Below are 26011 nucleotides of genomic sequence, written 5' to 3' on the forward strand. Positions count from 1 at the left end.
CGTGTGTATTCTCCATTTTATTTAAATTAGTTTCTAGATCCTAACATAAATTGCTTATCTGGCTTAATGGTGCTTCCCCAACTTGAATCGATGTGATAGTTGGTTTGATGAAAAACATTGGTTAAAGTGTCAGCAGACTGTAGTGGCATTTTCTTAGGATCCGTGTTTGATTCATCATTACTTAAAACTTTGTATACATAGGTGGATTGATGATTAGGACGTTCAACCTTGATTAAATAGAAACTCCCAAAGCTTTTGTTTTCATTATTATTTTTTATGTAGAACTTATATGATTTATCTTGTTTATTGTACATTAAGGTTGCTTGGTTACCCTCAAAAGAATCGTTAAGCGTGGATGATCCAATGCCACCTTCAGGAAGTTCAGTATTATTAATCGACTTAATCACGCTACTAGCATTCGTATCCTGATTAGGGAAAACATGACGTGCCCTAAAGTAGAAGTTCAAACCGAAAATAACGGCAATGACAATGGTTCCAATCCCACCTAGCAGTTTCTTCAAGTTACTTTTATTGTTTTGGGGATGATTCTCAGTCGGACTGGTTTTGGGTTGTTGCTGGGTCGTCTTGGGCTGCTCAACTCCACAATATTGACAAAAGCTCGCGTCTTTTTTGATCTTTTTACCACAGTTGACACAAAACTTTGTATTATTCATTAGATTTCATCCTACTTTCAAAATACTTGTGAACCCATGACCATCCCGAAAATAATTCCAATGATCATCAAAACGACTGACGCAATTATCAAAATAATTCCAGCATTTTGGTGGTATTTGAGTTCGATTGCGCCAAGGACAATTCCGATAATTCCAAACACGATGGGGACAAAGAGGGTGGACAAAACGGCGGAAATCCAACCGAACACCAGTAGAAGGGTACTGATGGTTTCAGGATTGCCCTGATTGCTAGTAGGCTGGGGTTGCATACTTGCTGGACTTGGTTGTGACTCATTATGCGGGGTCGAATTGATTTCTGGCTGTTTGGCACCACAATATTGACAAAACTTCGTTTCTTTGGGAATCTTCTTGCCGCATTTAACGCAGAATTTTTCGTTAGTGTTATTCATTGAGATAAACCTCCATCTTGTGATTGAATTCATTATTCACATTAATAATACCATTCCCTTGTTACTCCCGCAATTGAAGGCTGAATTAAGAGAAATAAAAAACGTTCGACTGAATTTATTTTCAATCGAACGTTTTTGAAACGGTTATTTGTATTGTTGGGCTTCCTCATCACTACAGTAGAGCCAGTGACCAGGACGGACTTCCTGAAGGTATTGGTCTTCTTTAAATGGTTGACTGTGGTCGAACTTGATAATCTTGTGCTGTTTCTCTGAGTGTGGGTCAGGAACTGGCACTGCTGACAACAAGCTTTGGGTGTACTTGTGAAGTGGATGGTTGTATAACTCATCGGTATCAGCCATTTCCACGATTTTACCAGCGTACATGACGGCGATTCGGTCACTAATGTACTTCACCATTGAAAGGTCATGGGCGATGAATAGGTACGTTAGACCCTCTTTTTCTTGAATGTCCTGCATTAGGTTTACAACCTGGGCTTGAACGGAAACGTCAAGGGCGGAAATTGGTTCATCAGCGATGATGAATTTAGGCTTAACTGCTAGGGCTCTAGCAATTCCAATTCGTTGTCGTTGACCACCGGAGAACTCGTATGGGTAACGACTGGCATGTTCTTCGTTTAGGTTAACAAGGTGAAGGAGCTCTCGCACTCGGTTATCTCGTTCATCAGAATCTTTAACCAGGTGATTGATATCAAGGCCTTCAGCGATGATGTCCTCCACTTTCATTCGGGGGTTCAGTGAGGCATACGGATCCTGAAAGATCATCTGCATCTGACTACGCAGGTTTTTCATCTGCTTACGTTTTAGCTTCGAGATGTTTTGCCCCTCAAAGTCAATTTCACCATCAGTTGGGTCGTATAAACGAATGATGTCTCTTCCGGTCGTACTTTTACCAGAACCAGATTCACCAACCAAACCTAGCGTTTCGCCAGGATAAATGTTGAATGAGATGTCGTCAACGGCCTTAACTTCGTCGGGCTTTCCGACGTTAAAGTATTGTTTTAAATGTTTAACTGAAACAATGGGATCCTTTTTAGTCATGGTCGTTTTCACCTCGTTTCTTAAATTCAGCCTGACGCTTTTGAATTGATTCTGGTGGAGTAACCTTTGGAGCTCGCTTGTCTAACAACCAGGTGGCGGCGTAGTGGCTGTCACTGACCTTGAAGAAGGGTGGTTGTTGTTCATGGTCGATCTTTAAAGCGTACTTGTTCCGGGCATAGAAAGCGTCACCCTTTGGTGGGTTAATCAAGTTGGGTGGCGTTCCTGGAATCGTGTTTAATCGATCACTCTTCATGGATAAAGTTGGCATAGAATCAAGTAGTCCCCATGTGTAGGGATGTTGTGGATTGTAGAAAATGTCGTCAACGGTTCCATACTCGACAATCTTACCGGCGTACATGACGGCAACTCGGTCAGCAATGTTAGCAACCACCCCTAAGTCATGGGTGATGAAGATAATCGACGTTCCAATTCTGTCCTTTAATTCTCTTAGTAGCTTAATGATTTGAGCTTGAACCGTAACGTCCAATGCGGTAGTCGGTTCGTCGGCGATTAGAACATCAGGATGGTCAATAATAGCCATCGCAATCACGATTCTTTGTCTTTGACCACCAGAAAATTGGTGGGGATAGTCGCGCATCCGTTCTCTCGCGTTGGGAATGCCGACTTCTTCTAGCACCTCGGCCGCCCGCTTTAAGGCTTTTCCTTTGGACATTCCCTCGTGAACTCGGAGTGGTTCAGCCACTTGATTACCGATGTTCATGGTGGGGTCCAGTGAGGTCATGGGATCCTGAGAAATCATGGCAATCTTGCCACCACGAATCTTGTCCATTTGTTTTTTGGATTCTTTTAAAATATCTTTGCCTTCAAAATCAATTGTACCGTTGGTGATGGTTTCGTTATCAGCTAGAAGACGCATGATAGTTCTCACGGTGATTGATTTCCCTGAACCAGATTCACCAACAAGGGCGAGCGTTTCTCCCTTATCAAGGTGGAAGCTAACGTCACGAATGGCCTTCACGGTTCCGTTTAGGGTAGCAAAATCAATTGACAGGTTTTTAACGTCTAAAACTTTTTGAGCCATCTTATCTGTCTCCTTTACTTAGATTTTGGATCGAACGCATCTCTTAATCCATCTCCAAGCAGGTTGGTCGTAATCATAATGACAGACAGTACGATTGCTGGAACCCACATTTGATATGGTAAGAAATGAAAGGCCTTCTGACCATCGTTTAGAAGTGTACCAAGGGATGCGTTTGGTGCTGGGATCCCAATTCCAATGAAACTTAGGAAGGCTTCAAAGAAGATGGCCGATGGAATAGTGAACATGGTTTGAATAATGATAGTAGAACTGAGGTTTGGAATCAGGTGTTTCATCGCAATCTTGAATGGTGATTCACCAAGGGTTCTGGCGGCTAGGACGTATTCGGATTCCTTTAGTTTAAAGGTCTGAGCACGAACTAAACGTGACATGGTGATCCATCCGGTAAAGGCAATGGCGATGATGATTGAAGTGATTCCGGGTTTAAGGATTAGTAGTAATAAAACAACGACGATTAGGTTAGGAATTGATGAGAGGATTTCAACGATTCTCTGCATGAAGGTGTCAACGGCACCACCGACCCAACCAGAGATTAAACCGTAAGGAACACCGACTAAGAGGTCAACTGCTGTCGCAACGACCGCGATAAACAGTGATAACCGAGTCCCGTAGAGAATTCTTGAGAAGAGGTCACGTCCTAAGTAGTCGGTCCCCATGATGTAGTAGGTTCCCTTTGGAACGTGTTCTGCTTGATATGCGTTGACCATGTGGCCGCCGGCTTCGTGAATACCGTTTAAACCGGGGATGTTAAGTGAACCCCACTTTGGTGGGAGGTTGGCGTACAAAACGTTTTGAGCGTTTGGATCGTGTGGTGAAAGAATCGGGGCGAAGATTGCGACTAGGGCGATAATGACTAAGAGAATCAAAGAAGTCATGGCAACTTTATTTCGAACTAGTCTTCGTTTAACGTCTTGAAAGTACGTTAAAGATGGGGTGTTAATTGATTCCGATTCAGTGTCCAAGTTTGAAAGGTCGTCACTTGCGAACTGGAACTGATCTTCAAGTGGTGGTAAGTTTTCGGCCATTATTCTTTACCTCCGTTTCCTAGTCTGATTCGTGGATCGATGATTCCGTAAAGAATATCGACAACTAAGATAATGACAACTAATAAGAATGAGTAGAAAATTGTCAGTCCCATGATGGTAGGGTAATCGTTCGTCAGAATGGACTGAACGAATTGATTACCAATTCCAGGAATTGAGAAGATGTTTTCAACCACCAGTGAACCCGTCATGATTGAAACGGCCATGGGACCAACGATGGTGATGACCGGAATCAGTGAGTTTCTTAGCGCATGATGTGTAATCGTCTTTCTTTCCGAATCACCCTTGGCTTTTGCCAGTTCAATGTAGTCACTGTCTAAGACATCAACCATTTCAGTTCTCATGAACCGGGCGACGTTTGCAAGTGGAAAGGCCGCAAGCGCTAACGTCGGTAGGATACTAGAACTAAAGTTCTGCCAGAGGGCAACTGGGAACCATTGTAGTTTGTAGCCAAAGTAGTACTGAAGCAGAACGGCTAAAACGAAACTTGGGATTGAGATTCCAAGGATTGAGATGAAGGTGGCACTTGAATCAACCCAGGTATTTTTCTTGATGGCGGCAACTGCACCAAGGATGATGCCAAGAACAGAACCAACGGCCATGGCTTGGGTACCAATCTGCATTGAAGGACCAATGTCATGGGCGATCAATTGAGTAACTGGTTGGTTGTTAAATTGAAATGAAGTACCTAGATTTCCGTGGAGTAAATTTCCCATGTAGATTAAGTACTGATCCCAAAGTGATTTGTTTAATCCGTACTTTTGGTTCATTATTGCGATTTGACTTGGCTGGAGTTTTGCCTGGTTTGAGTAAGGCGTACCGGGTAAAAATTTCATCAGAAAGAAGGTAACCGAAGCAACAATGAATAAAGTGAGGACTAGGTAGAAAATTCGACGGATGATGTATTTAGTCATTTTAATTTACCTCTCTTTATTTCTTGTAGGTAGCCGCGAGATTGAAATTCCCGTTTGGTGACAGGTTGTAGTTGTGAACGTCGCTTCTGGTAAGAGCTGCGGTGTTTTGCTGGTAAAGTGGAACGACTCCCTCTTGCTTAGTCAAGATGGTCTGAGCGTTCAGGAGGTTCTGCCAACGGGCTTGATAGTTGCCGGCGTTCTTATCAGATGCTTGTTTGATCTGTTGGTCAAACTCTTTGTTGGACCAGTGACCGTCATTCATAGCACCACCAGTTTCAAAGAGGTTCAAGAAGGTTACTGGATCTGGGAAGTCGGCGTTCCAAGCTGAGACAACCATGTCGAAGTCACCACTAGATGAACGTTGAAGTCGGTTCTTAAACGGCACGTTTGAAAGGGTGACCTTCAATCCAGGTAGTTTCTGTAGTTCAGCTTGCAAGAATTCGGATTGCTTTAGGGATGAATCGGTATCGTCACCCAATAAGGTTAAGTTGAGGTTCTTCTTCCCGGTCTCTTTTAGACCCTCAGTCCAAAGCTTCTTAGCTAACTTGGGATTATAGTCGTTATAACTTGCATCCTGTTTGCTTTGGCTTTCGTTTTTGAAATCAACCCCCGTTTGTTTATTCCAACTCATCTTAGCTGGCACGACACTTGAATCCGGTGTAGCAGTCTTACCTAACACTTGGTTAGAGAGGAGTTGCCGATTGATTGAATGCCCAATGGCCTGTCTAATCTTGGTGTTCTTGAAGAACGGATCCTTCTTCTCGTTCATCTCAATGTAGAAAGTACTTGAAGTTGGTTTCGTTGAGAAGTCTTTTTCGTTTTTCAGTTGGTTAGCTGAATCACCGGTTAGGCCGTTGTACTGGTCAATTACGTGACTAGAGTACAGGTTCAAGCCGGTGTTAGGATCTTTAACAACGTAGTACTTAACGGCGTTTAGCCTAATGTTCTTTTGGTTCCAGTACGAGTGGTTCTTACTCTCGGTCCAGGCGGTGTTTCCGACCTGCCATTTATCTAACTTGAATGGTCCATCGAATACCATGTCCTTACTGTTTAATCCATATTGACTTCCAGCCTTTTCAACCACTTTTTGGTTGAGTGGCAAGTATGACGCACCAGTTAAGAGAGAATTGAAGTAGGGAATTGGTTGCGACAGGTTAACTTGTAACTTATGGGGACCAATGGCCTTAACGCCTAAGGTCTTTGGTGAAGCCTTCCCGTTGGTAATCTTGTCAGCGTTTTTAACTCCCTCAAAAATGTAGGAGTATTGAGAAGCTGTCTTTGGATCAACGATTCTTCTCCATGCGTAGACAAAGTCATACGCGGTCACGGGGTCTCCATTTGACCATTTGGCGTTTCTCAGATCGAAATTATACTGAGTCCCACCTTTGGTTGGGGTAACGACTTTGGTCGCAATGCCAGGTTCAATCTTGCGGTTATTGTAGCGATAAAGACCTTCCATCGTGTTGTTTAGGTTTTGCGCTCCAATACTATCCGTTACCATACTTGAGTCCATCGTAGAAATAATATCGCTGGAGTTGACTGCCATGTCCTTACTCCCCGATTTACTACTTCCAGAAGAACAACCAGTAAGCATTAGCGCTAAAGCGGCACCAATGAATGCTACTGAAAATATCTTCTTATGGTTCAAATGAAACACCTCCATGTTTGCTGTTTTGCTTTTTGTCGAATATACGCGCGTGTTTCACAAAAGTAAATACGTTTTTTATATTTTTCTTAAGAATCTTAATAAATATTTAAAGCAAGTGACGTTATATCAACGTTTTTGCTTGACGTTACAAAACTTGTGACATGAGTAAGGGGAGTTAAATAATGAAAATGATACATATCTTTGATTATGTAACTTTTAGCGGATGAGAATCCCTTTGTGAAGGGGTTTAGTTATGCAAGTTTTTGATTAACGATTGAAATTGAGGTTTGATTAGGATTGGTCAAGTTAAAAGTGTCTCAAACGAGAGGACAAGTGATACAATACTGACAAGAAAAATATTAAGGAGTGATCATTTTGGATAAGAAAGCAATTAATCCGCAAGACCTGGAATGGTATGAAAAAAGTTATGAAGACAAAGACGACAGTCTGGTCTTAGAACGGGCCGTTTCTCATAATGGGATTAACAACAGTGCTGCTGATTACAAGGCTGATGAAAAAATGAAACGAGTTTTCTCAGTCGAAGTTCCCGAACAACACGTTGCTGATCAGAAGCAAAGTGGAAGGTGCTGGATGTTTTCAGCACTTAACACCATGCGTTTTAAGATTGCCGAAAACTACAAGGTTTCACCAAAATTTGAATTATCACAAAACTACGTTAACTTCTGGGATAAGTTTGAAAAATCAAACTACTTCTTAGAAAACGTGATTAAAACCGCTGATCAACCCTTAGGTTCACGCAAGATCGACTTCTTAATGGAAACCCCACAACAAGACGGGGGCCAATGGGACATGTTGTGCGCCATCATTGAAAAGTACGGAGTTGTTCCAAGTTCAACCATGGTTGAAACTTACAATAGTAATCGCTCTGATGAATTGAATCAGACTTTAAACCTGAAATTACGTCGGGATGCGGAAGAATTGCGTAAAATGGTGAAGGACGGTGCGACCGAAGAAAAGCTTGAATCAACTAAGAGTGAGATGCTAAACGATGTTTACCGCATTTTGGCATACTCGCTGGGTCGCCCAACGAAGCGCTTTGATTTTGAATACCGTGATACTGACAACAAGTACCACATTGACAAAGATCTGACTCCGAAAGAATTCTTTGATAAGTACGTCAACATCAACCTGGAAGACTACGTTTCTTTGATTAACTCACCAACTGGTGACAAGCCCTTTGATCAGACCTACACGATTGAAATGTTAGGGAACGTGGTTGGTGGCAGACAGGTTAAGCATTTAAACCTGAAGATTGATGAATTGAAAGACTTAGCTATTAAGCAATTAAAAAACGGTGAAGCGGTTTGGTTCGGCTGTGACGTTGTCCAAGATTCTGACCGTAAAAAGGGCATCATGGATACGCACTTGTACCACAAGGATGCTTTGTTCAGCACTGACCTGAAAATGAGTAAGGGTGCAAGACTTGACTACAAGGAAAGCATGATGACCCACGCCATGGTGATTACCGGCGTTGACCTAGTCGATGATCAACCAACCAAGTGGAAGGTTGAAAACAGCTGGGGTGAAAAAGTCGGTGAAAAAGGTTACTTTGTCATGAGTGACGACTGGTTCAACGAATTTGTTTACCAGACCGTTATCAACAAGAAGTACATGTCAGACAAGCAACTTGAGGAACAAAAGCAAGCTCCTAAGATGCTAGAACCTTGGGACCCAATGGGTTCACTAGCTAGTTTTAAAAAATAATTAAAATTTTTGTTGACAGATATTGGTCGACGGATTAGTATACTTACAACAAATTAAATAAACGAGATGGAAAAGCTGAGTACCCGTTGAATTTTCTAAGAGAGTCTCTGGTCGGTGTGAAGGGATGAGATGAATTCGGGGAATATGGACTTTTAATCATTTGTTGGCGAGATTTTCAAACCAGCGACGGGATTGCTACCGATATCATCGCAAGGCTCTTCTAGTTCAGACGTCGACTAGAGCAGTCTTTGAGGCAGTTACTTGAAAGGGTAACTGTAAACTAAGGTGGTAACACGAAAGCATTCGTCCTTTTTAATTAAAGGGCGGATGCTTTTTTTATTTAATTTAATGAATTAAGCAATCAAATAAAAATTAGGAAGTGGACATCATGAGGAGAAGTACTAAGTGGATTATTGGAATTATCATTGTGGTTGTGATCGTTGGGTTAGGTTGGTTTAGTTTTGCACATCACTCGGCTGAAAGTAAAAAGACCGTTAACGTCGGTCTAATGAGCGGCTCTAAATCAGACGATGAGATTTGGAAGTCAGTCGCTGAGACTGCCAAGAAGAAGTATGGGGTTAACGTTAAGTTCACTCACTTCACTGATTACACACAACCGAACAAGGCTTTGACTCAACACGAGATTGATTTGAACTCATTTCAACATTATGCCTTCTTAGACAACTGGAATAAGCAAAATCATTCTGACATTGTTTCCGTTGGTAACACTTACATCGCTCCTATCAGACTTTATTCAAAGAAGTACAAGAACGTTAAGGATATTCCGGATGGTGGGACGATTGCCGTTCCAAACGATACTTCCAATGAGAGTCGTTCGCTTTACCTCCTTAAGAACGCGGGACTTATCACTTTGAAAAACCAGAAGGGCTTTTTAGGATTAAACGCCATTCAGAGTAATCCCAAGCACTTGAATTTTAAGGAAGTGGACGCATCACAAACCCCACGAGTACTAAACAGTGTGGACGGTGCTGTTATTAATAACACCTACGCTGTTCCCGCTCACTTAGGTGATAAGGAAACGATCTTTACCGAACCACTCAACAATGATTCGAAACAGTGGATCAATTTGATTGCTGCTAACAAGGACCAGAAGAATAACAAGAACTACAAAGACGTTGTAAAATCATTCCAGACCAAGAAGACCGAGCAACTGGTCAAGAAGTATTATGGAAACACCGAAATTCCTGCTTGGAATCGTAAATTTTAGGAGGAACTAATGAGTAATAATATTGTTCAATTCAAGGACGTCTCAGTTACGTTCAAACAAAAAAAGAATGTGATTCACGCCGTTTCAGACGTATCGTTGAAAATTCCCAAAGGTGAAATCTTCGGAATTGCTGGCTACTCCGGTGCCGGTAAATCGACGTTAGTTCGAACCATTAACCTGCTACAAAAACCAACCGACGGGGAAGTCGATGTGTTTGGGAAAACCTTCTATAAAAAAGAAGGCGACCAAGTTTCTTCAATTAATACGAAAGAGTTGCGTGATGAACGGCGTCAAATTGGAATGATTTTTCAGCATTTTAATCTGCTAGAAGAACAAAACGTCCAACGCAACGTTGAGTTCGGATTGAAGCACAGTGGTTTAAAGGAAAAAGAACGTGAGGCCAAAGCCAAGAAGATGCTCGACATTGTTGGTTTGGGTGATTATCTAAAAGCCTATCCATCCCAACTCTCTGGTGGTCAACAGCAACGAGTAGCGATTGCTAGAGCGCTCGCTAACGACCCTAAGATTTTGATTTCTGACGAAGCTACTTCCGCACTTGACCCTAAAAATACCGATCAAATCTTGGATTTACTGAAAGAATTGAACGAGAAATATGGCTTAACGATTATCTTGATCACTCATGAAATGGAAGCCATCAAACGGATTTGTCAGGAAGTTGCCATCATGAGTCAAGGAAAAGTTGTTGACGTTGGCAATCTACTTGATATCTTCGTTGATTCGAAGAATCCAACTACCAGAAAGATTGTTGGAAACAGTTTTAACGCACTTGAAATCTTGAAGTCGATGAACATTGACGTTAATAAGCGAAATCTAGTTCAGTTGACGTATCTATCAGATGACATTAGCGATCCAATCATCGTTAGCCTGTACGAGAAGTTCCATATTTCGGCAAGTATCATCTACAGTAATATTGAAAAATTGGGTGAGCAGGTCGTTGGAACGTTGATTGTTGATTTACTTGGAAGTCAAGAGGATCAAGAAGCAGCGGTTAAGTACCTTAATGGTCAAGACATCAAGGTCACTGAATTGAAGGAGGCAGAATAATGGGAGCTTGGTTTGCAACTCATTTTCCCAACGTGGTTTCACAGGGATTAAATGGTGAAGAAGGCTGGATCACAGCTGTTAATCAGACAATTTACATGACGTTTTGGTCCGCAATCTTTGGTGGGATTGCAGGAATCATCTTTGGAGTTTGCTTAGTGATTTTTGCGGATAACGGGATTATGCCATGTCATCCACTGTTCTGGATCATCGACAAAGTCGTATCACTGTTCCGTGCCGTTCCATTTATCATCTTGCTGGCCTTCATTGCGCCAGTGACGCAAAAGATCGTTGGAACCCAAATCGGGACGACGGCCGCTTTAGTACCTCTATCGGTCGGAGTCTTTCCGTTTTATGCGCGGCAGGTCCAAGTCGCCTTGGAGAGTGTCGATCATGGCATCATTGAATCAGCGGAATCACTAGGGGCCACGAACTGGGACTTAATCTTCGGGGTGTACCTTAGTGAAGCGCGTTCAGAGTTGATTCGAGTATCAACCGTAACTTTGATTAGTTTAGTTGGTTTAACCGCAATGGCCGGTGCCATTGGTGCTGGTGGCCTTGGTAACATGGCCATCTCATACGGGTACAACCGTTTCGCAAACGACACGACCTTGGTCGCAACAATCCTAGTTGTCATCATGGTTCTGATTATTCAAGTTGTTGGTGATGTCTGGGCCAAGTTCGCTAACCACGCCGATCGCGGTTAATAAATAAGAATTTAAAGAAGGGTGTTTAAGAATGGAAAAAGCAGAGAAAATCAAAATTCTACAGGATTTAATTCAGATTAAGTCCGTCAACGGTAATGAAATTGAGATCTCAGAGTACTTGTCGAAGCTGCTGAAAAAGCACGGCATTGACAGTAAGATTTTTCCGTTTGGCGACGGCCGCTCCAACTTGATTGCTGAACTTGGAACTGGTGAATCTGGGAAAGTACTGGCTTTAGAGGGACACCAAGACACGGTGGCGGTTGCTCATCCGGAAAATTGGAAGCATGATCCGTTTAAGGGTGAAATCGTGGGTGACAAGATCTACGGTCGTGGTGCCGCTGACATGAAGAGTGGGCTAGCGGCCGAGGTGATTGCGCTCTGTGAGTTAGCTGATAAGGGCGAGGTTCCTGATGGAAAGATTCGTTTGATTGCGACTTCAGGAGAAGAATTCGGTGCTCCTGGTGCTTATAAGATTGAACCAAAGTATATTGATGATGTGGACGCTATGATTGTTGGTGAACCTTCCGATGGGGATGTCACCTATGCCCATTCTGGAAGTCTGAACTATCAGATTACTAGTACTGGAAAACCAGCGCACAGTTCGACTCCTGATTTGGGGTTGAACGCCATTACTGGTTTGGTTAAATACATTCAAGCTGAGCCGGATTTCTTCAACGATTTACCAGTTGATCCAGTGCTTGGCAAAGTCCAACACAGTATCACCGTCATTAACGGTGGGGAACAGGTTAATATCATTCCTGGTTCGGCTAGTTTGCTTGGAAATGTCCGACCGACCCCTTCATTTAATAACGACAACGTGATTGAATTGATTCAAACAATCGTTGATAAAGTGAACGACGAGACCCCATATCACCTCGAATTTAAGTTGGTTCACAACTTTTATCCAATTGAAACCGATAAGGACAATCAGTTCGTCCAGGATGCTTATGAGGTTACCAAAAAGGATTATCAGAATCGCAAGCCCGAGTTGATTGTCAATAACGGTGCGACTGATGCGAGTGTTTACGTTCAGGAAAACGAGAAGATGGCAGTCATCTTGTTAGGCCCCGATAAGAACAACACTTCACATCAAATTAACGAGTATACGACACTTTCGAGTTATCTCGATACGATTAATGCTTATCAGGATATTGCGAACGATTTCTTTGCAAAGAAGTAAAAATAAAGGCCTTGAACTGTGGAGTTCAAGGCCTTTTTGTGTGGCTTAAATTGATTGTATCTGTTTTATAATTATGTTATCTATAAGTACTGTGTCACTAAGTGTAATATCACCATCAATAAGAATGATAACATTAAACTCAGTGGATTTTCCTTTATCAACATTTACTTCCATAAGTGAAAATTTGTTTAACTTTTTTGGATCAACTTGTTTTTCCCATCCATTATCACTAATTATCTTATTTTCCATTTGTGTTCTGGAAAGACTATGAGAATAACATACATGGATGTTATTACCCCAATTGGCCCATTTGATGTTTGGTTCATCTTTTTCCTTTAAATCACTATACGATTGAGCACCTACGGTTGGTCCATTCATTAATGTACCTTTAAGTTCTTCTTTATCAAACATATTGTATTCTCCTTATAAAAGATAAAAGTATTATTAGTTTCAATTATTTTACGTATAAAATAATGAAAGCGATAACTATTTAGTATGCTTAGTTTAGCACTTAATATTGAAGAGTGCTAGTAAAAGAAACCTTATACGAGATGAATACTCATAATTATTAGATTATGTCTAACAATTATGGGGCACTTCAGATAATGTTCCCCACAGAAAGTTATTTTAATTTCTTAAAACGAGAGCGTTTGAATCGAACTAAATTATTGTTTTTAACTATGTTAAATTAATGGTTCAGGAATATATTAATACCAAACGAATTTCGAATAAAAAAAGACTCACGCCGATTGAATATTGGTATGAATCTTTAAAGTTATAAATTTGGATAAATATCTAACTTTTATATTGAACTTTATATCTTAGAAAGCATCTTGAGTGCTTTTATTACCTTAGGGTTATCTGTTACTTTCTTATTAGCTTCTTCATTAATTCTTTTACGGTTTTTGGGATCCATTAATTTATCGAATAATTGGTTCAGCTCTTTATCGGTTATATTCATATTAATTTCTCCTTTCTTAAACCACTATCTATGCTTTCAATACATGCTATTTTATAAATTTAGTTTTGTCAAACGCCAAATGTAGATTGCATTAAATCTAAGTCTAAATAACAATGGGAGGTAACATATTCTTTTAATTCAGCTTGTGACATACTTTTTTGAGCAATTGCAACGGAAATTTTATAGAGAGTCATGTCATCATATATATCAAATGTATAATAATTATTACTAAGAAAGGTGAGAGCAGCTAACATGGCTGTTCTTTTGTTACCATTCGTAAAGAATTGGTAGCTTGCTATGGAATACCAAATATAAGTTGCCTTATCAATAATGGTAGGATGAAGGTCTTTGTTAAATAAATATTGGTTAATTTGGCCCAAAATTCGTTCTAAACCTGCCTGATCCTTTAAACCGTAGATAGTTTTTTCTTTAATTAGGATTTCGGCTTGTTTATTGATATTTTTCATTTCAGGTACACATAAATTAAATTGTGGCAAAGTTAAGACTAATCTGTCAGTTAAATGATTATGGACGTTAAAAACTGATAATTTAAGTGCGTTTTTTTCATTGGTTATTGATTTGTAAAAATGGAGATTAATTTTTGTTATTTCTTTTATATTAAGTGTTTTTTTGAGTAATTTTTTATACTCATTAATCTGTTCTGTTTTACTGTTTTGATAGTTTGTGATTATTAAAACTTGAGGTAATTCCCTGTTTAGCTGCTCATCTATTGACATATTTAAATTCCCTTAATATACATACGCTAAAAATATATTAAATTTGCGCATAAAAAAAGAGCTTGGTTACCAAGCTCTTTTTTAAAATTACCATCTTAAAATAGCTGCAACTTTCTTGTCAGTTGGCATATCGTCAGCAGGCAATACAGTAACATCACCATCAAGGCCAAGAACTGTCAATGCTAATGAGTTTAATTCATTAGATGGACGTGAACCTTCGGCGTTAACTTCAACGTCCTCACCGTTGTCCTTGCTTTGAACGTAAGCATCTTGTTGGATGATTAAGTTAGCAATTCGGTCGTCAATGGCAGCCTTCAAGATTTCATCGTAGTCATCAGTGGTTTTCTTAGCACCGTCGGCTTTGTCATAGACGTCTTTCATTGATTTCTCACCATCTGAAACGAAGTTATCATGGATGGTTTGAGCAACTTCTTGAACGTTTTCGCCAGCGTTTTTAACGGCAGCATCCATTTCAACGTGCTTGTCTTCAACTACGTATGGGTTGTGAGTAGCACGGTTGAAACGGCCTTCGTCTTCAGCGTTTGCAACAACTACTAATGGATTGTGGTCCTTGTTTGAAACATGCTTTTGAACATATTTGTCAACCAATTCGTAGTATTCGTGAGTGTCCCACTTAGCTCCGTTCTTTCTAGGATCATCTTGGGTCTCAGTCTCAGTCTTGTCTGAGTCAAATGGATCTGGGGTATCGGTGTCATCATCAACAACGCTCAAGTCGTTAACGTGAAATACTTTGAAGTCGTCACGTTGTAAGAACAACATGTCAAAGTCAGGAACGAATTGGTATTGTCTTACGATTGGTAAGATTTGCAATTTGTCTGAGAATGAGAATGCTGTTTGTGGAGCGTAGTTCAATTGAGCAACTTCGATGGAATCGTTAGTTACGTACATGATGATCCCCTTAGCAATGGTTGCCTTAGGTTGTAAAGTCTTTAGGTAGTTCTTAATTTGAAAATCATAGGCGTTCCAAAGTTCTGGTTTGTATTGTTTTTGAAATGCTTTTTTAGCAGTGTCAACCAAACTGTTGATTTGGGTGTTGTCTCTACGAGTATTGTCTTCCTTAGGATCCAAGGGTACAGTGATTGTTAAAACTGGACCGTTATCGGATTCCAAGTCAAGCAAGTTTTTAATTTGATCTTTTTTGTCATGCTTAGCCATGGTAAAACCTCCATTAATAAATTGTTACTATACTCTACTATATTACCATTTTTAAAAACAATTGGAAACGGGTACCTCGATTAGAGTTTATCGGTTACCAGTCGTTTAATTAAAAAGAACACAATGAGGGCAAAAACGACGATGATACCGATTAACACCATCAGTTTCTTGAAACTCCCCTGCAAAATCGTGTCACCACCAAGCGAGTAGATGATTGAGATGGGAATGCTTCCCAGAATCGTCGCAATCTTCACTTTCTTGTCTGGAAACCGTTTCTTATCCTGATTGGCCTGAAAACTGACTAGAAACGTCGGAATAAATGGGATCGAATATCCGATAATCAGACCGAGGAGGGGATGTTTTAAGTGTTTAAAATGTTTGGCGTACTTATTGTTCTCGTATTTTCTAGCAATCCCCTTAAATGATGAAACAATCTTAGTCGTTCCAAAGTTCCCGGCTGAAAGTCCAATCACGTTGATGATAATGCCAAGCCATTTTCCAAAACAAATCCCAGTGATAACGCCGACAACTGCGACTGGTGCCCCTGGAATCATGGTCAAGATGTACAACAAGAAGATCAATAAGACAGCATCAATTAGACCGTGGTCACGGATTTCTTGAATCGCCGTGCCGCGGGTAGCTGGATTGAACATCATTTTAATCTCTGGCCAATAATCCATGAATAGGATGTAAAAGAAGAGGACGGCGATGACAATGCCAAGGTATTTTAAAATGTCCATGCGATGTTCTTTAATGAATTCTACGATGATAAAAGACTCCTCCAAATGTTATAGCTATATCTTATAAGAAAATCTTAGCCACGTCTATTCTTTCGAAAAAAAATAAGCCAACCGTTTAGGGGTTGGTTTATTGATTATTTTTCGGCGTGTTTCAAAACGTTTTGGGCAATGAAGGAAGCGTACTTCGGCGTTCCTTGCACGTTAGGGTGCGTCTGGTCTTGATAGAGGTACTGTGGATGTGACTTAGCATAATTATACCAGTCGATCACATACAAGTTCTTATACTTCTTTTGAGCCTTATTTAGAAACGAGTTAACTTGATTCTGCCATGGTTGAGTTGGAACGTAGGTGTTAATCCAGAAGACGTGCCGGTTCTTTCCCGCAATTTCCATGTATTGCTTCAGCGTCTCGTCACTGATAGCCCCGTTAGTTCCAAGGCCGATAATGACGTTTTTACCCAGCAAACCTTGTTGTTGCATACTCTTCATGATGGCAACTCCATCTTGAGGGTGACGCGAGGTGGCAGCGTCAATGTATAGTTTTGGAAAGATCTTTTGCAGATTATCGCGTCCAGACAGCATGACCGAGTCACCAATTGCACTTCCAGAGAGGTTCTGAGCTTCTTGGAGTTGTTGCTTGGTTAGTCCGTCTTTTTCCAGCTTCTTATTGACTTTCGTGTTCTTTGATTTTTTACCGGATTTGATTTCTTTGGCTAGTTTTTCGTTGTGCTTATCTTGCGCCTTAGAGTTCTTTTGAATTCGGTTGGCCAGTTGCGTGTGATTGGCGGCCTTTGGATTAACCGTGGTTGATTGTAAGATACCAACCGTGCCAATGGTTAATACAATAATTGCTAGGACTTTTAGGACCATGTGATGTTTAAAGCACGAGGTCAGCCAATCTTTAATCTGGTTAAGACTCATCTTGTAAACGTTGAAGAGAGTCTTGAAAAACTCAGGGACCCGATGGTAATCGTATTTAGCGAGCGGAACCTCAATGAAGCGGTACGATAATTCTGAGATAATGATGATAATCGCAATTTCGATAAGAGCGTACAACCATTGATGATCAGCTACATCTTTAAATTTGTCGGCAAAGAAAACAAAAACAGGGAACTGATAAACATAGATTTCATAACTTCTAGAACCAATCCAATCAAATAACTTGTTGGTTAGGATGCGGTTCCAGTGACTATTAGGATGAACAACCGCCATCATGGCCATTATGGTAAAGATCGAGAACAGTGCCATGCCACCACGATACAAAAATGGTGACTGTGAACCAGTGGTAACGATGATCCAGCCCATTCCTACCATTCCGATTAGACCAAAGACGTCCAGTAGAAATGACTTTTGGTTGTCATTATCGCGTTTCTGGGTACTCGGCCAGAAGACGGCGAGGGCAGCGCCAAAAAGAATTGAGAACATTCGGGTGTCAGTCCCGTAGTAAACTCGACTAGGATCACTACCGGGATGATACAGAACGGCCATTAAAAGGACTGAAAGAACTGATAATAAAATGGCAGTGTAAAAAATGGGGTGTTTGTTTCCGTGGAATTTTTTAAGTAAGAAGTAGGCAATTAGTGGCCAAATTAGGTAAAATTGACCTTCAATTGCAAGGGTCCAAAGGTGGGTAAATGGGGAAGCACTTCCAGCAAAGTTCTGAAAGTACGATTGACCATTCATGATTTCCCACCAGTTATATACGTAAGCTAAGTTAGATACGACGCTCTGCCATAGATTCGCTAGTAGATTACGTTGAAACAATGTTATGTATGCAGCGGTCGCAAATAACATCGTAATGAGGGTGGGATACAGCCGCTTTAATCGTTTTGACCAAAAGTAGCCGTAGCGGAAATGGTTCGTTTCATGGTACTCGGTAATCAGATGATCGGTAACCAAATATCCTGACAACGTCAAAAACACCGGAACCCCTAGGTATCCTCCGGTAAATACGCTAGGTGACAGGTGATATAAGATGACACAGATAACGGCAAGTGCCCGTAAGCCGGTGAAGCCGGTAATAAACCGACGTTTTGTAGTTTTATTATTCATATTATTGGATCCCTAATTATTAGTTTGTATAACAGCAAGTCTAGCACGCAAAGACCGCACTGTATACGGGTTTCAGCAAATCTTAAGAAAAAGATTTTGGGCACAAAAAAACATCTACCAGAATTGGTAGATGTTTTTAAAAATATAACTAACTTAATTAGTCACCACTAGCAAGTTTAGTCTTGTCAGTGTTCTTAGTGATTTCGATGGTGTCTTTTCTGAGGTCAGCCTTAAGATGTTTAACATCTTGGTGATCCAAGTAGTACATCGCAATCTTATCTCTTAATTGTTGTTCGATTACTCGACGTAATGGACGAGCACCCATGGCTTCGTCGTAACCTTGGTCCATCAACCATTTCTTAGCATCTGGAGTTACGTAAAGTTCCATGTCTTTTTGAGCTAAGGTGTCGTTTAAGTTACCGATCATTAGGTCAACAATCTTGCTTAAGTCTTCCTTAGTCAGGTGTGAGAATTCAACAATGGCATTGAATCGGTTCAAGAATTCAGGTCTGAAGTATGGAGCCAAACGGTCCATAATTGACATGTCCTTCTTGTTGTTCTTGCTCATCGAATCGTTTCCGAATCCGGCATTTGAAGTAGCAATGATAACAGTGTTCTTAAAGTCAACTACGTTACCTTGACCATCAGTCAAACGACCATCGTCCATAACTTGAAGTAATAGGGTAATTACTTGTGGGTTAGCCTTTTCAATTTCATCAAGCAATACGATTGAGTATGGGTTTCTTCTTACTTGTTCAGTAAGGGTATTACCATTGTCACCGTAACCAACGTAACCAGCTGAAGTACCAATCATCTTGGATACAGCAGTTACATCTTGGTATTCTGACATATCAAGTCTGATGATTGAGTTTTCATCGTTGAACATGTCTTTAGCCAATTGCTTAACTAATTCAGTTTTACCAACACCAGTAGGTCCAACGAATAAGAATGAACCAATTGGACGGTTCCCTTCGTCAAAACCGGCACGGTTTCTTCGAATAGCGTTAACAACTAGGTCAACAGCTTGGTCTTGGCCAATGACACGGCCTTTAAGACGAGTATCCATGCCTTTCAATCTTTCAAGGTCGTTAGCACTCATTTGTGAAACTGGAATACCAGTTAATCTTTCAACTGAGTCAGCAATGTCTGATACCTTTGCAACAGGACGGTCAGTGTTAGTGTCGTCACTCTTAAGTTTCTTTTCGATATCTTCGATCTTAGTCTTTGCTTTAGCTGCATCTTCGTACTTTTCAGCTTTAGCTGCGTCTTCTTTTTCCTTCTTAGCGTCCTTTAATTCACTTTCAAGGGTAACCTTGTCAGTAACAGGGTGCTTTGCGGCTAAGTGAGCAGCGGTCATATCGATCAAGTCAATGGCCTTGTCAGGTAATGAACGTTGAGGGATGTATTGAACTGAGTAGTCAACGGCAGCTTTTAAAACATCGTCAGGTAAGGTAACTTGGTGATGGTCTTCGTAAGCTTTCTTGATGCCCTTCAAGATTTCAAGGGTAGTAGTTTTACTTGGAGCGTCAACAGTAACGTCATTGAAACGACGTGCAAGTGCAGAGTCTTTCATAATGGTGTTTCTGTATTCGTCTTGAGTAGTGGCACCAATAACTGAGATTTCACCACGGCTCAAAGCTGGTTTGATCATGTCAGCTAACCCTTTGCTTCCAGATTCGTCACCAGAAGCACCGGCACCGACGATTTGATGAATTTCATCAAAGAATAGGATAACGTTTTTACGTTCTTCAACTTCTTTGATTAATTTTTGAATATTTTCTTCGTATGAACCACGGTATTGAGTACCGGCTTCAAGAGAAGATAAATCGATTGAAATGATTTGCTTGTCTTTTATTGCGCCAGGGACATCACCCTTAACGATCTTTTGAGCTAAACCTTCAACGATGGCAGTCTTACCAACACCAGCGTCACCAACTAAAATTGGGTTGTTTTTGATACGACGACTCAAAATTTCAGCGGTTTCTTGGATTTCTTTGTCACGTCCAATAACTGGGTCAAGTAAACCTTGTTTAGCTTCATCAGTTAGGTTTCGACCAACTTTATCCAAGTAACTTTCAGCTTTCTTTTGTTGCTTGGCGTTGTTGCCTCCGCCGTTTCTACCACGACGACCAGGAATTTGACCTGATTTTCTCATTGCTTCAACTTCTTCAGGAGTAAGTTCGTGACCGTTAACAACGTAACGAGCATTAGGGTTTTGACCCATTCCTCCATTCATTAGACTATTAAATAAATCGTCCATTCCGTTTCCGAATGGATCATTTCCAAAATTGTCTGCCATGTGCAATTTCCCTCTTTCCTATTTTCACCACTTGGTGAGTTTATAACTACATAAGATAAACAATAGGAACATATCTCAAGTTCCAATTCTAATTATACCAGTTTTGAATCGAATGCATAGTAATTAGCTCATATCTACCGGGTTTGGTCAACGTTGGTCAAACTATTTCCCTTGACTGGTGCCGATTTGCAAGATTTTTAATTTATAGTTTACTTCGGGGGCTTTTACTGAAATTGTTTCATTAAGATGATGACCTAGTAATGATTTTCCAAGTGGAGAATCGTAAAAAATTTTGTTTTCATTTAATTTAGAGAATTCAGCTTCTTGTTTCCCCACAATAAGGAAGGAATCTAAATCACCGTCTTCTAAAAATTGCACTTTAACCTCGCTACCAATGCCGATTCGGTCATTATCAGGCTTTCTAACAATCTCAGCATATTGTTCCTGTTTTCTAAAATAACGCAAGCGACTTTCTAGTCGATGGAGTTCTCTTTTAGAGGTACTGTATTCCGCGTTTTCAGAACGGTCACCCAGAGCAGCGGCATCGTGTAAGGCTTGGATTTTTCCCGGACGATTTTTTTGCAGCTTTTTGATTTCATTTTGAATCTGTTTGTAGCCGTTGCGTGTCATTTTATTAAAGTATGTCGCCAACTTAGTTCACCTCAGTCTTTTTCCTTTTTTCGCCCAAATTTTAACATAATGTAGTTTAAATAATGGTAACAAAAGGTAACTTATTGCCTTATAAAGTTTTCATCGTTAGCAGCTTATGATATTATTACACTATGATTAATTCAAAATCGATTTTATTCTAAGGAGAAATAATATGAGAAGCCGTCACATGGAGAAGAAATCTCATAAGACTCGTAACATCATTATTCTAGTTGTGATCGTGATCGTAGCGATTGTTTTAGCGTTTTTAGGATATGGTGCTTACAAGTATAAATCTGCATCAAATGAAATTAACAAAGCTTATAAGAGTGCAGGAATCAAAAAACAACGAGATACTGACGCGCTGTTAAATCATAAAAAACCAATTTCAATCCTATTACTTGGGACTGATACGGGTGCTCTTGATCGTGATTATAAAGGTCGAACCGATACTTTAATGGTTGCCACCCTTAATCCAGAGACCAAGAAAATGACGCTCACAAGTATCCCACGTGATACTGCCGTTAATATTCCCGGATACCCACAGTATTCACCATCTAAGATTAATGCTGCTTACACTTACGGAAGTGCTGGGACTGCCATTAAGACCGTTGAAAAACTGTTAAACGTTCCAATTGATTTCTATGTCTTAATTAATATGGGTGGCTTAAAGGAAATCGTTGACCAAGTGGGTGGAGTGACTATTACACCAACGTTGTCCTTTAGTTATGAAGGCTATAACTTCAAGAAGGGTCAACCAACTAAGATGAACGGAAAAGAAGCACTTTCTTATTCAAGAATGAGATATTCTGACCCAGCTGGTGATTACGGAAGAACGATGCGGCAACGTCAGGTTCTTCAAGCAATCGCAGCTAAGGGTGGTTCAGTATCACATCTCATGAATAATGACTTCATTAGTTCAATTGCCAAGTCCAGTCAGACTGATTTGGACTCAAGTGATTTGACGAAACTTGCTACTAGTTACCGTGAACACGGTGACTTTGTTGATAATCATCTTCAGGGTGAAAACCAGATGATTGAGAACTCAGCAATGCAGGTTCCAACGGAAAGTCAATTGCAACAGACTACCAACTTCATTCGGAAGAATCTAGGGTTGCCTGCAGCAAAGACTGGAACCGCAGCTTATCACTAGATTTAAATAGCAACGAGATGTTCTCCTAAGTTTATGAGGAGAACATTTTAGCGTAAAGGGTAATTATAACTAAGTATGAGGGAGTCATGATGAATGGAAGAGAACCTAAAGAGAAAGACGATCTGGCTTGATCCCAAAAAAGTCCAGAATCGCCCAGTCTACTTTACGTGTAAAAGAATATTTGACATCACTGCCAGTCTAATTGGGCTTATCTTACTAAGTCCCTTATTCTTAGTGCTTAGCATTCTAATCAAGTGTGATGGGTCTCATGGCAAGGTTTTTTACACGCAAAAACGAGTTGGTTGTAATGGGGACGTCTTCAACATGTATAAGTTTCGGTCGATGATCCCTAACGCTGACAAAAAATTAGCTGAACTTAAAAAATTTAATGAAGTTGACGGGGCCATGTTTAAGATGAAAGATGACCCCCGAGTTACTAAAGTCGGGCGTTTCATTCGAAAGTATAGTTTGGACGAACTGCCTCAGTTAGTGAATGTTTTAATTGGTGAAATGTCATTGGTTGGGCCACGTCCACCGCTTCCAAAAGAAGTGGCCGAATACACGGACTATGATCGTCAGAGACTGCTAGTCAAACCTGGCTGCACTGGTTTGTGGCAGGTGACGGGGAGAAATAACGTCGGTTTTGATGACATGGTTTATTTGGACATCGTCTACATTATGAACAGTGGTTTCTGGTTTGACCTGAAGATCATATGCAAGACGGTTCAGATTATGGTGGTTCCAAACGCTGCTTATTAAAGAGGTTGAAGGATGAAAATTGCAATTTTGGTGGCGTCTCATAAAGACGCGCCGATGCCAAAAGATCAAGATTTGTACCGACCAGTTTTGGTTGGTGCTGACAAAAATTATAAGGGCCAAAAGGGTTTTCAACTGGATAATCGAGGTGACAACATCTCGGCCAAAAATCCCAATTACAATGAACTAACTGCCGTTTACTGGGCATGGAAGAACTTACATGACGTTGACGCGATTGGATTAGTCCACTATCGTCGTCTTTTCAGCAAACACCTTGATCGTTCGCTTGATAAGGTACTTACCAAGGAACAAGTGGAGAAAATGTTGGAGAAAGCACCAGTTGTACTTCCACGAAAGCGTTACTACGTCGTTGAAACCATTTATTCGCATTATGTGCACTCTCACTACAAAGAGCCGTTAGAGGAGACTCGTCAGGTCATTTCAGAAATCGATCCCGATTACTTAGCCAGTTTTGACCAAGTCATGCACAGTCGTTCAGCCCACATGTTTAACATGTTCATCATGAAAACAAATTACTTTGACGACTATTGTAAATGGCTCTTTAACATTCTTTTTAACGTCGAAAAACGAATTGACATTTCCAATTATTCGGTTCAAGAGGCGCGGGTCTTCGGTTATTTATCCGAAGTTTTGATGGACGTTTGGATTAATAAAAATCACGTTAAATATACCGAATGCAACTGGATTCAAATCGGTGATCGTCATTTAGTTAAAAAGGCATGGGGCTTTGTAAAACGAAAGTTCTCCAGTAACGTCGGAAAAGACGAAACACATTACTAGAAATAAAATAGGAAAATGGAGTAGAAAACGTATGGATAATTACGATTTAAGCATTATATTGACCACCTATAATTCAGAAAAAATGATTAAACATGCGTTTGATGCTTTAATAAACCAAGATACACAATATAGTTATGAAATTATTATTGTTGATGATGGATCTAGTGATAATACTATAAAAATTGCATCTTCATACACTAAAAATTATAAGAACGTTCGATTAATTCAACAACAACATGGTGGGTTATCAGAAAGTCGTAATACTGGTATTAGAAATGCAATAGGAACCTATGTTTCATTTTCAGACGATGACGATCAATATCTTTCAAATTATGTACAAGATATGCTAGATGAAATGAAATCTAATAAACTTACTATCGGTGGGATAAAAAAGGTCTTTCAAAATGGGAAAACATCTTATGAGAATACTTCAGTTCTAGAAAATTGCTCAAGTAATGAAGAAATGATTGAGTCTTATTTAACTAAGAATGAAGAAATGGATGTTGGTGCATGGAATAAAATATTTAATAAAGAAACAATAATCGATAATAATATTATTTTTACAGGTAAAACTTATTTTGAAGATAGTTTATTCATGTTGAAATATCTTGAATGCATAAATTATAATGAAATTGGTTATGTTACTCATTCCGTGTATGAGTTAAAAAAACGTAATGGTTCTATCACTAACTCATATGAACCTCAGTTATTATCTAAATGTGATCAGTATATTGATGAAGTTAAAGATATTTTGCTTCAACACAATGTAAAATTAGATTACTTTAAAAGTTTTGAGGCCAGAATCAATATTTTTTATGTACATAGAAATATTGTTAATAATGAAAAGTGGACTGCAAAGAAACAAAAAGACTTTTTGAAAAAACGTACTAATTTTAAATCGTTTAAATATTTAACAATAAAATATAAAATTGCGTTGATTTTGGCTATGCAATTTCCAAAAGTTTATATTGATTTATATTCTAAGAGAAATGAGGAATAAAGTTGAAATTAACTTCTTTTTTTTATAAAGCATATAATGACGTATTATATATTCCTGTTTATCAAGTTAAATTTAAAAGTAAATATAAATCTTTAAAAATCGAATCGATTAAGCAGACAATTGATGCAATAACAAATGATCATATTTCAATTAGTCGTTTTGGTGATGGTGAATTTAAATGGATTTATAAGATTTATCAGGAATCATATGAGCATGATTCTAATGAATTGAGTAAACGGCTCTTAGATGTTTTACACTCAAATATTAGTGATTTAGCCGTTGGACTACCTCAGGCGTTTCGTGACCCTCAAGCTATGACTGCCCATAAATATTGGAAACGTGAAATGGGGAAGTATGGTTCTGAGTGGCTTAAGGATTTAAACCAAAATAAGATTTACTATAATACCAGTGTGACACGTCCGTATATGGATTTAAAAGATAAGAACATTGCTAAGTACGTTTTTAATGAATTTAAAAAGTATGTCTCAGATAAAAAGATATTAGTAATTGAGGGTGACCAAACCCACTTTGGCAAGGGAAACGATTTGTTAGAAAGTGCCAGTGAGGTCTTGAGGCTAGAATGCCCAAGTCACAATGCCTTTGAACAATATGATGATATCCTCACGCGATCGAAGAGCCTCATCATAAAAGAAAATCCAGACTTAGTCCTAGTTGCACTGGGACCAACGGCGACCATTCTTTCGTATGACCTGACTAAAACCTTAAACAAACAGGTTCTTGATATCGGCCATTTCGATGTAGAGTATACTTGGTTTTTAAACGGGGATAAAAAAAGAACCAAAATTAATGGGAAAGCTGTTAATGAAGTAAAGGATAGTTAATTGACATTACAATCTTAATTGCATTGTTGCTTGTATCATTATTCTTTACTATTATTGATAAAGTAAGACTATCTATTAATTTAGTAAGTTATTTGTACATTTCAGACAGAAAATAAAACATTTAAGCAGGGCTTGCC

General features: G+C 39.7%; 25 protein-coding genes and 1 other annotated feature. Of the genes, 10 read left to right on the forward strand and 15 right to left on the reverse strand.

Annotated features, from left to right (window positions below; genetic code table 11):
• Positions 1-26: 26 nt before the first annotated feature.
• The 7 genes from AC6UDA_RS01270 to AC6UDA_RS01300 all read right to left on the reverse strand — a co-directional run bounded on the left by AC6UDA_RS01270 (position 27) and on the right by AC6UDA_RS01300 (position 6817).
• Entirely contained in the window at positions 27-674 is a 648-nt protein-coding gene (locus AC6UDA_RS01270) for a zinc ribbon domain-containing protein (RefSeq protein ID WP_500710587.1), read from the reverse strand.
• Positions 675-691: 17 nt separating this feature from the next.
• On the reverse strand, positions 692-1084 hold the full coding sequence (locus AC6UDA_RS01275) for a zinc-ribbon domain-containing protein (protein ID WP_500710590.1): 393 nt from the start codon (positions 1082-1084) through the stop codon (positions 692-694).
• Positions 1085-1228: 144 nt separating this feature from the next.
• Positions 1229-2143: an ABC transporter ATP-binding protein gene (locus AC6UDA_RS01280; RefSeq protein WP_500696373.1), complete on the reverse strand. Its 915-nt coding sequence runs from the start codon at positions 2141-2143 to the stop codon at positions 1229-1231.
• Positions 2136-3185, reverse strand: a complete 1050-nt coding sequence (locus tag AC6UDA_RS01285) for an ABC transporter ATP-binding protein (protein ID WP_500695433.1) — start codon at positions 3183-3185, stop codon at positions 2136-2138. Before AC6UDA_RS01285 ends, AC6UDA_RS01280 begins: the two co-directional genes overlap by 8 nt.
• A gap of 14 nt (positions 3186-3199) precedes the next feature.
• Complete coding sequence (locus tag AC6UDA_RS01290) at positions 3200-4228, reverse strand: ABC transporter permease (protein ID WP_500693317.1); 1029 nt, start codon at positions 4226-4228, stop codon at positions 3200-3202.
• The gene (gene opp3b, locus AC6UDA_RS01295) at positions 4228-5160 is read right to left on the reverse strand and encodes an oligopeptide ABC transporter permease (protein WP_500710592.1); all 933 of its coding nucleotides are present in this window, start codon (positions 5158-5160) and stop codon (positions 4228-4230) included. Before opp3b ends, AC6UDA_RS01290 begins: the two co-directional genes overlap by 1 nt.
• Positions 5161-5176: 16 nt before the next feature.
• Positions 5177-6817, reverse strand: coding sequence for a peptide ABC transporter substrate-binding protein (locus tag AC6UDA_RS01300; protein ID WP_500710867.1), 1641 nt, complete (start codon positions 6815-6817; stop codon positions 5177-5179).
• Between the two features lie 366 nt (positions 6818-7183).
• On the opposite strand from AC6UDA_RS01300, the gene AC6UDA_RS01305 reads away from it, so the two are divergent.
• From AC6UDA_RS01305 to AC6UDA_RS01325, 5 genes are all read left to right on the forward strand, one after another.
• Positions 7184-8533 (forward strand): C1 family peptidase, encoded by a 1350-nt coding sequence (locus tag AC6UDA_RS01305; protein ID WP_500693319.1) that lies wholly within the window; start codon positions 7184-7186, stop codon positions 8531-8533.
• A gap of 57 nt (positions 8534-8590) precedes the next feature.
• Positions 8591-8847: a binding site (T-box leader), on the forward strand.
• Positions 8848-8921: 74 nt separating this feature from the next.
• Positions 8922-9761 carry a MetQ/NlpA family ABC transporter substrate-binding protein gene (locus AC6UDA_RS01310; RefSeq protein WP_500710595.1) on the forward strand — a complete coding sequence of 280 codons (840 nt, stop codon included), beginning with the start codon at positions 8922-8924 and terminating at the stop codon, positions 9759-9761.
• A gap of 9 nt (positions 9762-9770) precedes the next feature.
• On the forward strand, positions 9771-10826 hold the full coding sequence (locus AC6UDA_RS01315; RefSeq protein ID WP_500695430.1) for a methionine ABC transporter ATP-binding protein: 1056 nt from the start codon (positions 9771-9773) through the stop codon (positions 10824-10826).
• Entirely contained in the window at positions 10826-11530 is a 705-nt protein-coding gene (locus AC6UDA_RS01320) for a methionine ABC transporter permease (protein ID WP_500695429.1), read from the forward strand. Before AC6UDA_RS01315 ends, AC6UDA_RS01320 begins: the two co-directional genes overlap by 1 nt.
• Before the next feature lie 31 nt (positions 11531-11561).
• Complete coding sequence (locus AC6UDA_RS01325; protein WP_500710597.1) at positions 11562-12710, forward strand: ArgE/DapE family deacylase; 1149 nt, start codon at positions 11562-11564, stop codon at positions 12708-12710.
• 45 nt (positions 12711-12755) lie between these two features.
• Here AC6UDA_RS01325 and AC6UDA_RS01330 read toward each other — a convergent pair whose 3' ends face one another.
• From AC6UDA_RS01330 to greA, 8 genes are all read right to left on the reverse strand, one after another.
• Positions 12756-13121, reverse strand: a complete 366-nt coding sequence (locus tag AC6UDA_RS01330; RefSeq protein WP_500710599.1) for a hypothetical protein — start codon at positions 13119-13121, stop codon at positions 12756-12758.
• A 403-nt stretch (positions 13122-13524) separates the two neighbouring features.
• On the reverse strand, positions 13525-13671 hold the full coding sequence (locus AC6UDA_RS01335) for a hypothetical protein (protein WP_500695421.1): 147 nt from the start codon (positions 13669-13671) through the stop codon (positions 13525-13527).
• 68 nt (positions 13672-13739) lie between these two features.
• The gene (locus tag AC6UDA_RS01340) at positions 13740-14408 is read right to left on the reverse strand and encodes a type II toxin-antitoxin system death-on-curing family toxin (RefSeq protein WP_500710601.1); all 669 of its coding nucleotides are present in this window, start codon (positions 14406-14408) and stop codon (positions 13740-13742) included.
• 87 nt (positions 14409-14495) lie between these two features.
• Complete coding sequence (locus AC6UDA_RS01345; protein WP_500698945.1) at positions 14496-15584, reverse strand: baeRF3 domain-containing protein; 1089 nt, start codon at positions 15582-15584, stop codon at positions 14496-14498.
• An 80-nt stretch (positions 15585-15664) separates the two neighbouring features.
• Positions 15665-16324: a TVP38/TMEM64 family protein gene (locus AC6UDA_RS01350; RefSeq protein ID WP_500696383.1), complete on the reverse strand. Its 660-nt coding sequence runs from the start codon at positions 16322-16324 to the stop codon at positions 15665-15667.
• A 134-nt stretch (positions 16325-16458) separates the two neighbouring features.
• Positions 16459-18375 (reverse strand): acyltransferase family protein, encoded by a 1917-nt coding sequence (locus AC6UDA_RS01355; RefSeq protein ID WP_500710603.1) that lies wholly within the window; start codon positions 18373-18375, stop codon positions 16459-16461.
• 157 nt (positions 18376-18532) lie between these two features.
• Entirely contained in the window at positions 18533-20674 is a 2142-nt protein-coding gene (locus AC6UDA_RS01360) for an ATP-dependent Clp protease ATP-binding subunit (RefSeq protein ID WP_500710605.1), read from the reverse strand.
• A gap of 162 nt (positions 20675-20836) precedes the next feature.
• Positions 20837-21325 carry a transcription elongation factor GreA gene (gene greA, locus AC6UDA_RS01365; protein ID WP_500710607.1) on the reverse strand — a complete coding sequence of 163 codons (489 nt, stop codon included), beginning with the start codon at positions 21323-21325 and terminating at the stop codon, positions 20837-20839.
• Between the two features lie 172 nt (positions 21326-21497).
• On the opposite strand from greA, the gene AC6UDA_RS01370 reads away from it, so the two are divergent.
• The 5 genes from AC6UDA_RS01370 (at position 21498) to AC6UDA_RS01390 (ending at position 25874) form a co-directional block, all read left to right on the forward strand.
• On the forward strand, positions 21498-22475 hold the full coding sequence (locus AC6UDA_RS01370) for an LCP family protein (protein ID WP_500710609.1): 978 nt from the start codon (positions 21498-21500) through the stop codon (positions 22473-22475).
• A gap of 93 nt (positions 22476-22568) precedes the next feature.
• Entirely contained in the window at positions 22569-23234 is a 666-nt protein-coding gene (locus tag AC6UDA_RS01375; RefSeq protein ID WP_500693331.1) for a sugar transferase, read from the forward strand.
• 12 nt (positions 23235-23246) lie between these two features.
• Positions 23247-24032: a DUF4422 domain-containing protein gene (locus AC6UDA_RS01380; RefSeq protein ID WP_500710611.1), complete on the forward strand. Its 786-nt coding sequence runs from the start codon at positions 23247-23249 to the stop codon at positions 24030-24032.
• Positions 24033-24063: 31 nt separating this feature from the next.
• Positions 24064-25032, forward strand: a complete 969-nt coding sequence (locus AC6UDA_RS01385; protein ID WP_500710613.1) for a glycosyltransferase family 2 protein — start codon at positions 24064-24066, stop codon at positions 25030-25032.
• A 2-nt stretch (positions 25033-25034) separates the two neighbouring features.
• Complete coding sequence (locus AC6UDA_RS01390; RefSeq protein ID WP_500710615.1) at positions 25035-25874, forward strand: GT-D fold domain-containing glycosyltransferase; 840 nt, start codon at positions 25035-25037, stop codon at positions 25872-25874.
• Positions 25875-26011 lie beyond the last annotated feature (137 nt).

The sequence above is a fragment of the Fructilactobacillus sp. X8R4C1 genome, assembly GCF_059900905.1.

Bases quoted from the DNA above. Each gene is read 5' to 3' on its own strand.
- AC6UDA_RS01270 (WP_500710587.1), bottom strand. From the start codon at position 674: ATGAATAATACAAAGTTTTGTGTCAACTGTGGTAAAAAGATCAAAAAA.
- AC6UDA_RS01315 (WP_500695430.1), top strand. From the start codon at position 9,771: ATGAGTAATAATATTGTTCAATTCAAGGACGTCTCAGTTACGTTCAAA.
- AC6UDA_RS01360 (WP_500710605.1), bottom strand. From the start codon at position 20,674: ATGGCAGACAATTTTGGAAATGATCCATTCGGAAACGGAATGGACGAT.
- AC6UDA_RS01290 (WP_500693317.1), bottom strand. From the start codon at position 4,228: ATGGCCGAAAACTTACCACCACTTGAAGATCAGTTCCAGTTCGCAAGT.
- AC6UDA_RS01380 (WP_500710611.1), top strand. From the start codon at position 23,247: ATGAAAATTGCAATTTTGGTGGCGTCTCATAAAGACGCGCCGATGCCA.
- AC6UDA_RS01280 (WP_500696373.1), bottom strand. From the start codon at position 2,143: ATGACTAAAAAGGATCCCATTGTTTCAGTTAAACATTTAAAACAATAC.
- AC6UDA_RS01330 (WP_500710599.1), bottom strand. From the start codon at position 13,121: ATGTTTGATAAAGAAGAACTTAAAGGTACATTAATGAATGGACCAACC.
- AC6UDA_RS01350 (WP_500696383.1), bottom strand. From the start codon at position 16,324: ATGGACATTTTAAAATACCTTGGCATTGTCATCGCCGTCCTCTTCTTT.
- AC6UDA_RS01275 (WP_500710590.1), bottom strand. From the start codon at position 1,084: ATGAATAACACTAACGAAAAATTCTGCGTTAAATGCGGCAAGAAGATT.
- AC6UDA_RS01355 (WP_500710603.1), bottom strand. From the start codon at position 18,375: ATGAATAATAAAACTACAAAACGTCGGTTTATTACCGGCTTCACCGGC.
- AC6UDA_RS01370 (WP_500710609.1), top strand. From the start codon at position 21,498: ATGAGAAGCCGTCACATGGAGAAGAAATCTCATAAGACTCGTAACATC.
- AC6UDA_RS01310 (WP_500710595.1), top strand. From the start codon at position 8,922: ATGAGGAGAAGTACTAAGTGGATTATTGGAATTATCATTGTGGTTGTG.
- AC6UDA_RS01345 (WP_500698945.1), bottom strand. From the start codon at position 15,584: ATGGCTAAGCATGACAAAAAAGATCAAATTAAAAACTTGCTTGACTTG.
- AC6UDA_RS01385 (WP_500710613.1), top strand. From the start codon at position 24,064: ATGGATAATTACGATTTAAGCATTATATTGACCACCTATAATTCAGAA.
- AC6UDA_RS01340 (WP_500710601.1), bottom strand. From the start codon at position 14,408: ATGTCAATAGATGAGCAGCTAAACAGGGAATTACCTCAAGTTTTAATA.
- AC6UDA_RS01320 (WP_500695429.1), top strand. From the start codon at position 10,826: ATGGGAGCTTGGTTTGCAACTCATTTTCCCAACGTGGTTTCACAGGGA.
- opp3b (WP_500710592.1), bottom strand. From the start codon at position 5,160: ATGACTAAATACATCATCCGTCGAATTTTCTACCTAGTCCTCACTTTA.
- AC6UDA_RS01375 (WP_500693331.1), top strand. From the start codon at position 22,569: ATGGAAGAGAACCTAAAGAGAAAGACGATCTGGCTTGATCCCAAAAAA.
- AC6UDA_RS01285 (WP_500695433.1), bottom strand. From the start codon at position 3,185: ATGGCTCAAAAAGTTTTAGACGTTAAAAACCTGTCAATTGATTTTGCT.
- AC6UDA_RS01335 (WP_500695421.1), bottom strand. From the start codon at position 13,671: ATGAATATAACCGATAAAGAGCTGAACCAATTATTCGATAAATTAATG.
- AC6UDA_RS01325 (WP_500710597.1), top strand. From the start codon at position 11,562: ATGGAAAAAGCAGAGAAAATCAAAATTCTACAGGATTTAATTCAGATT.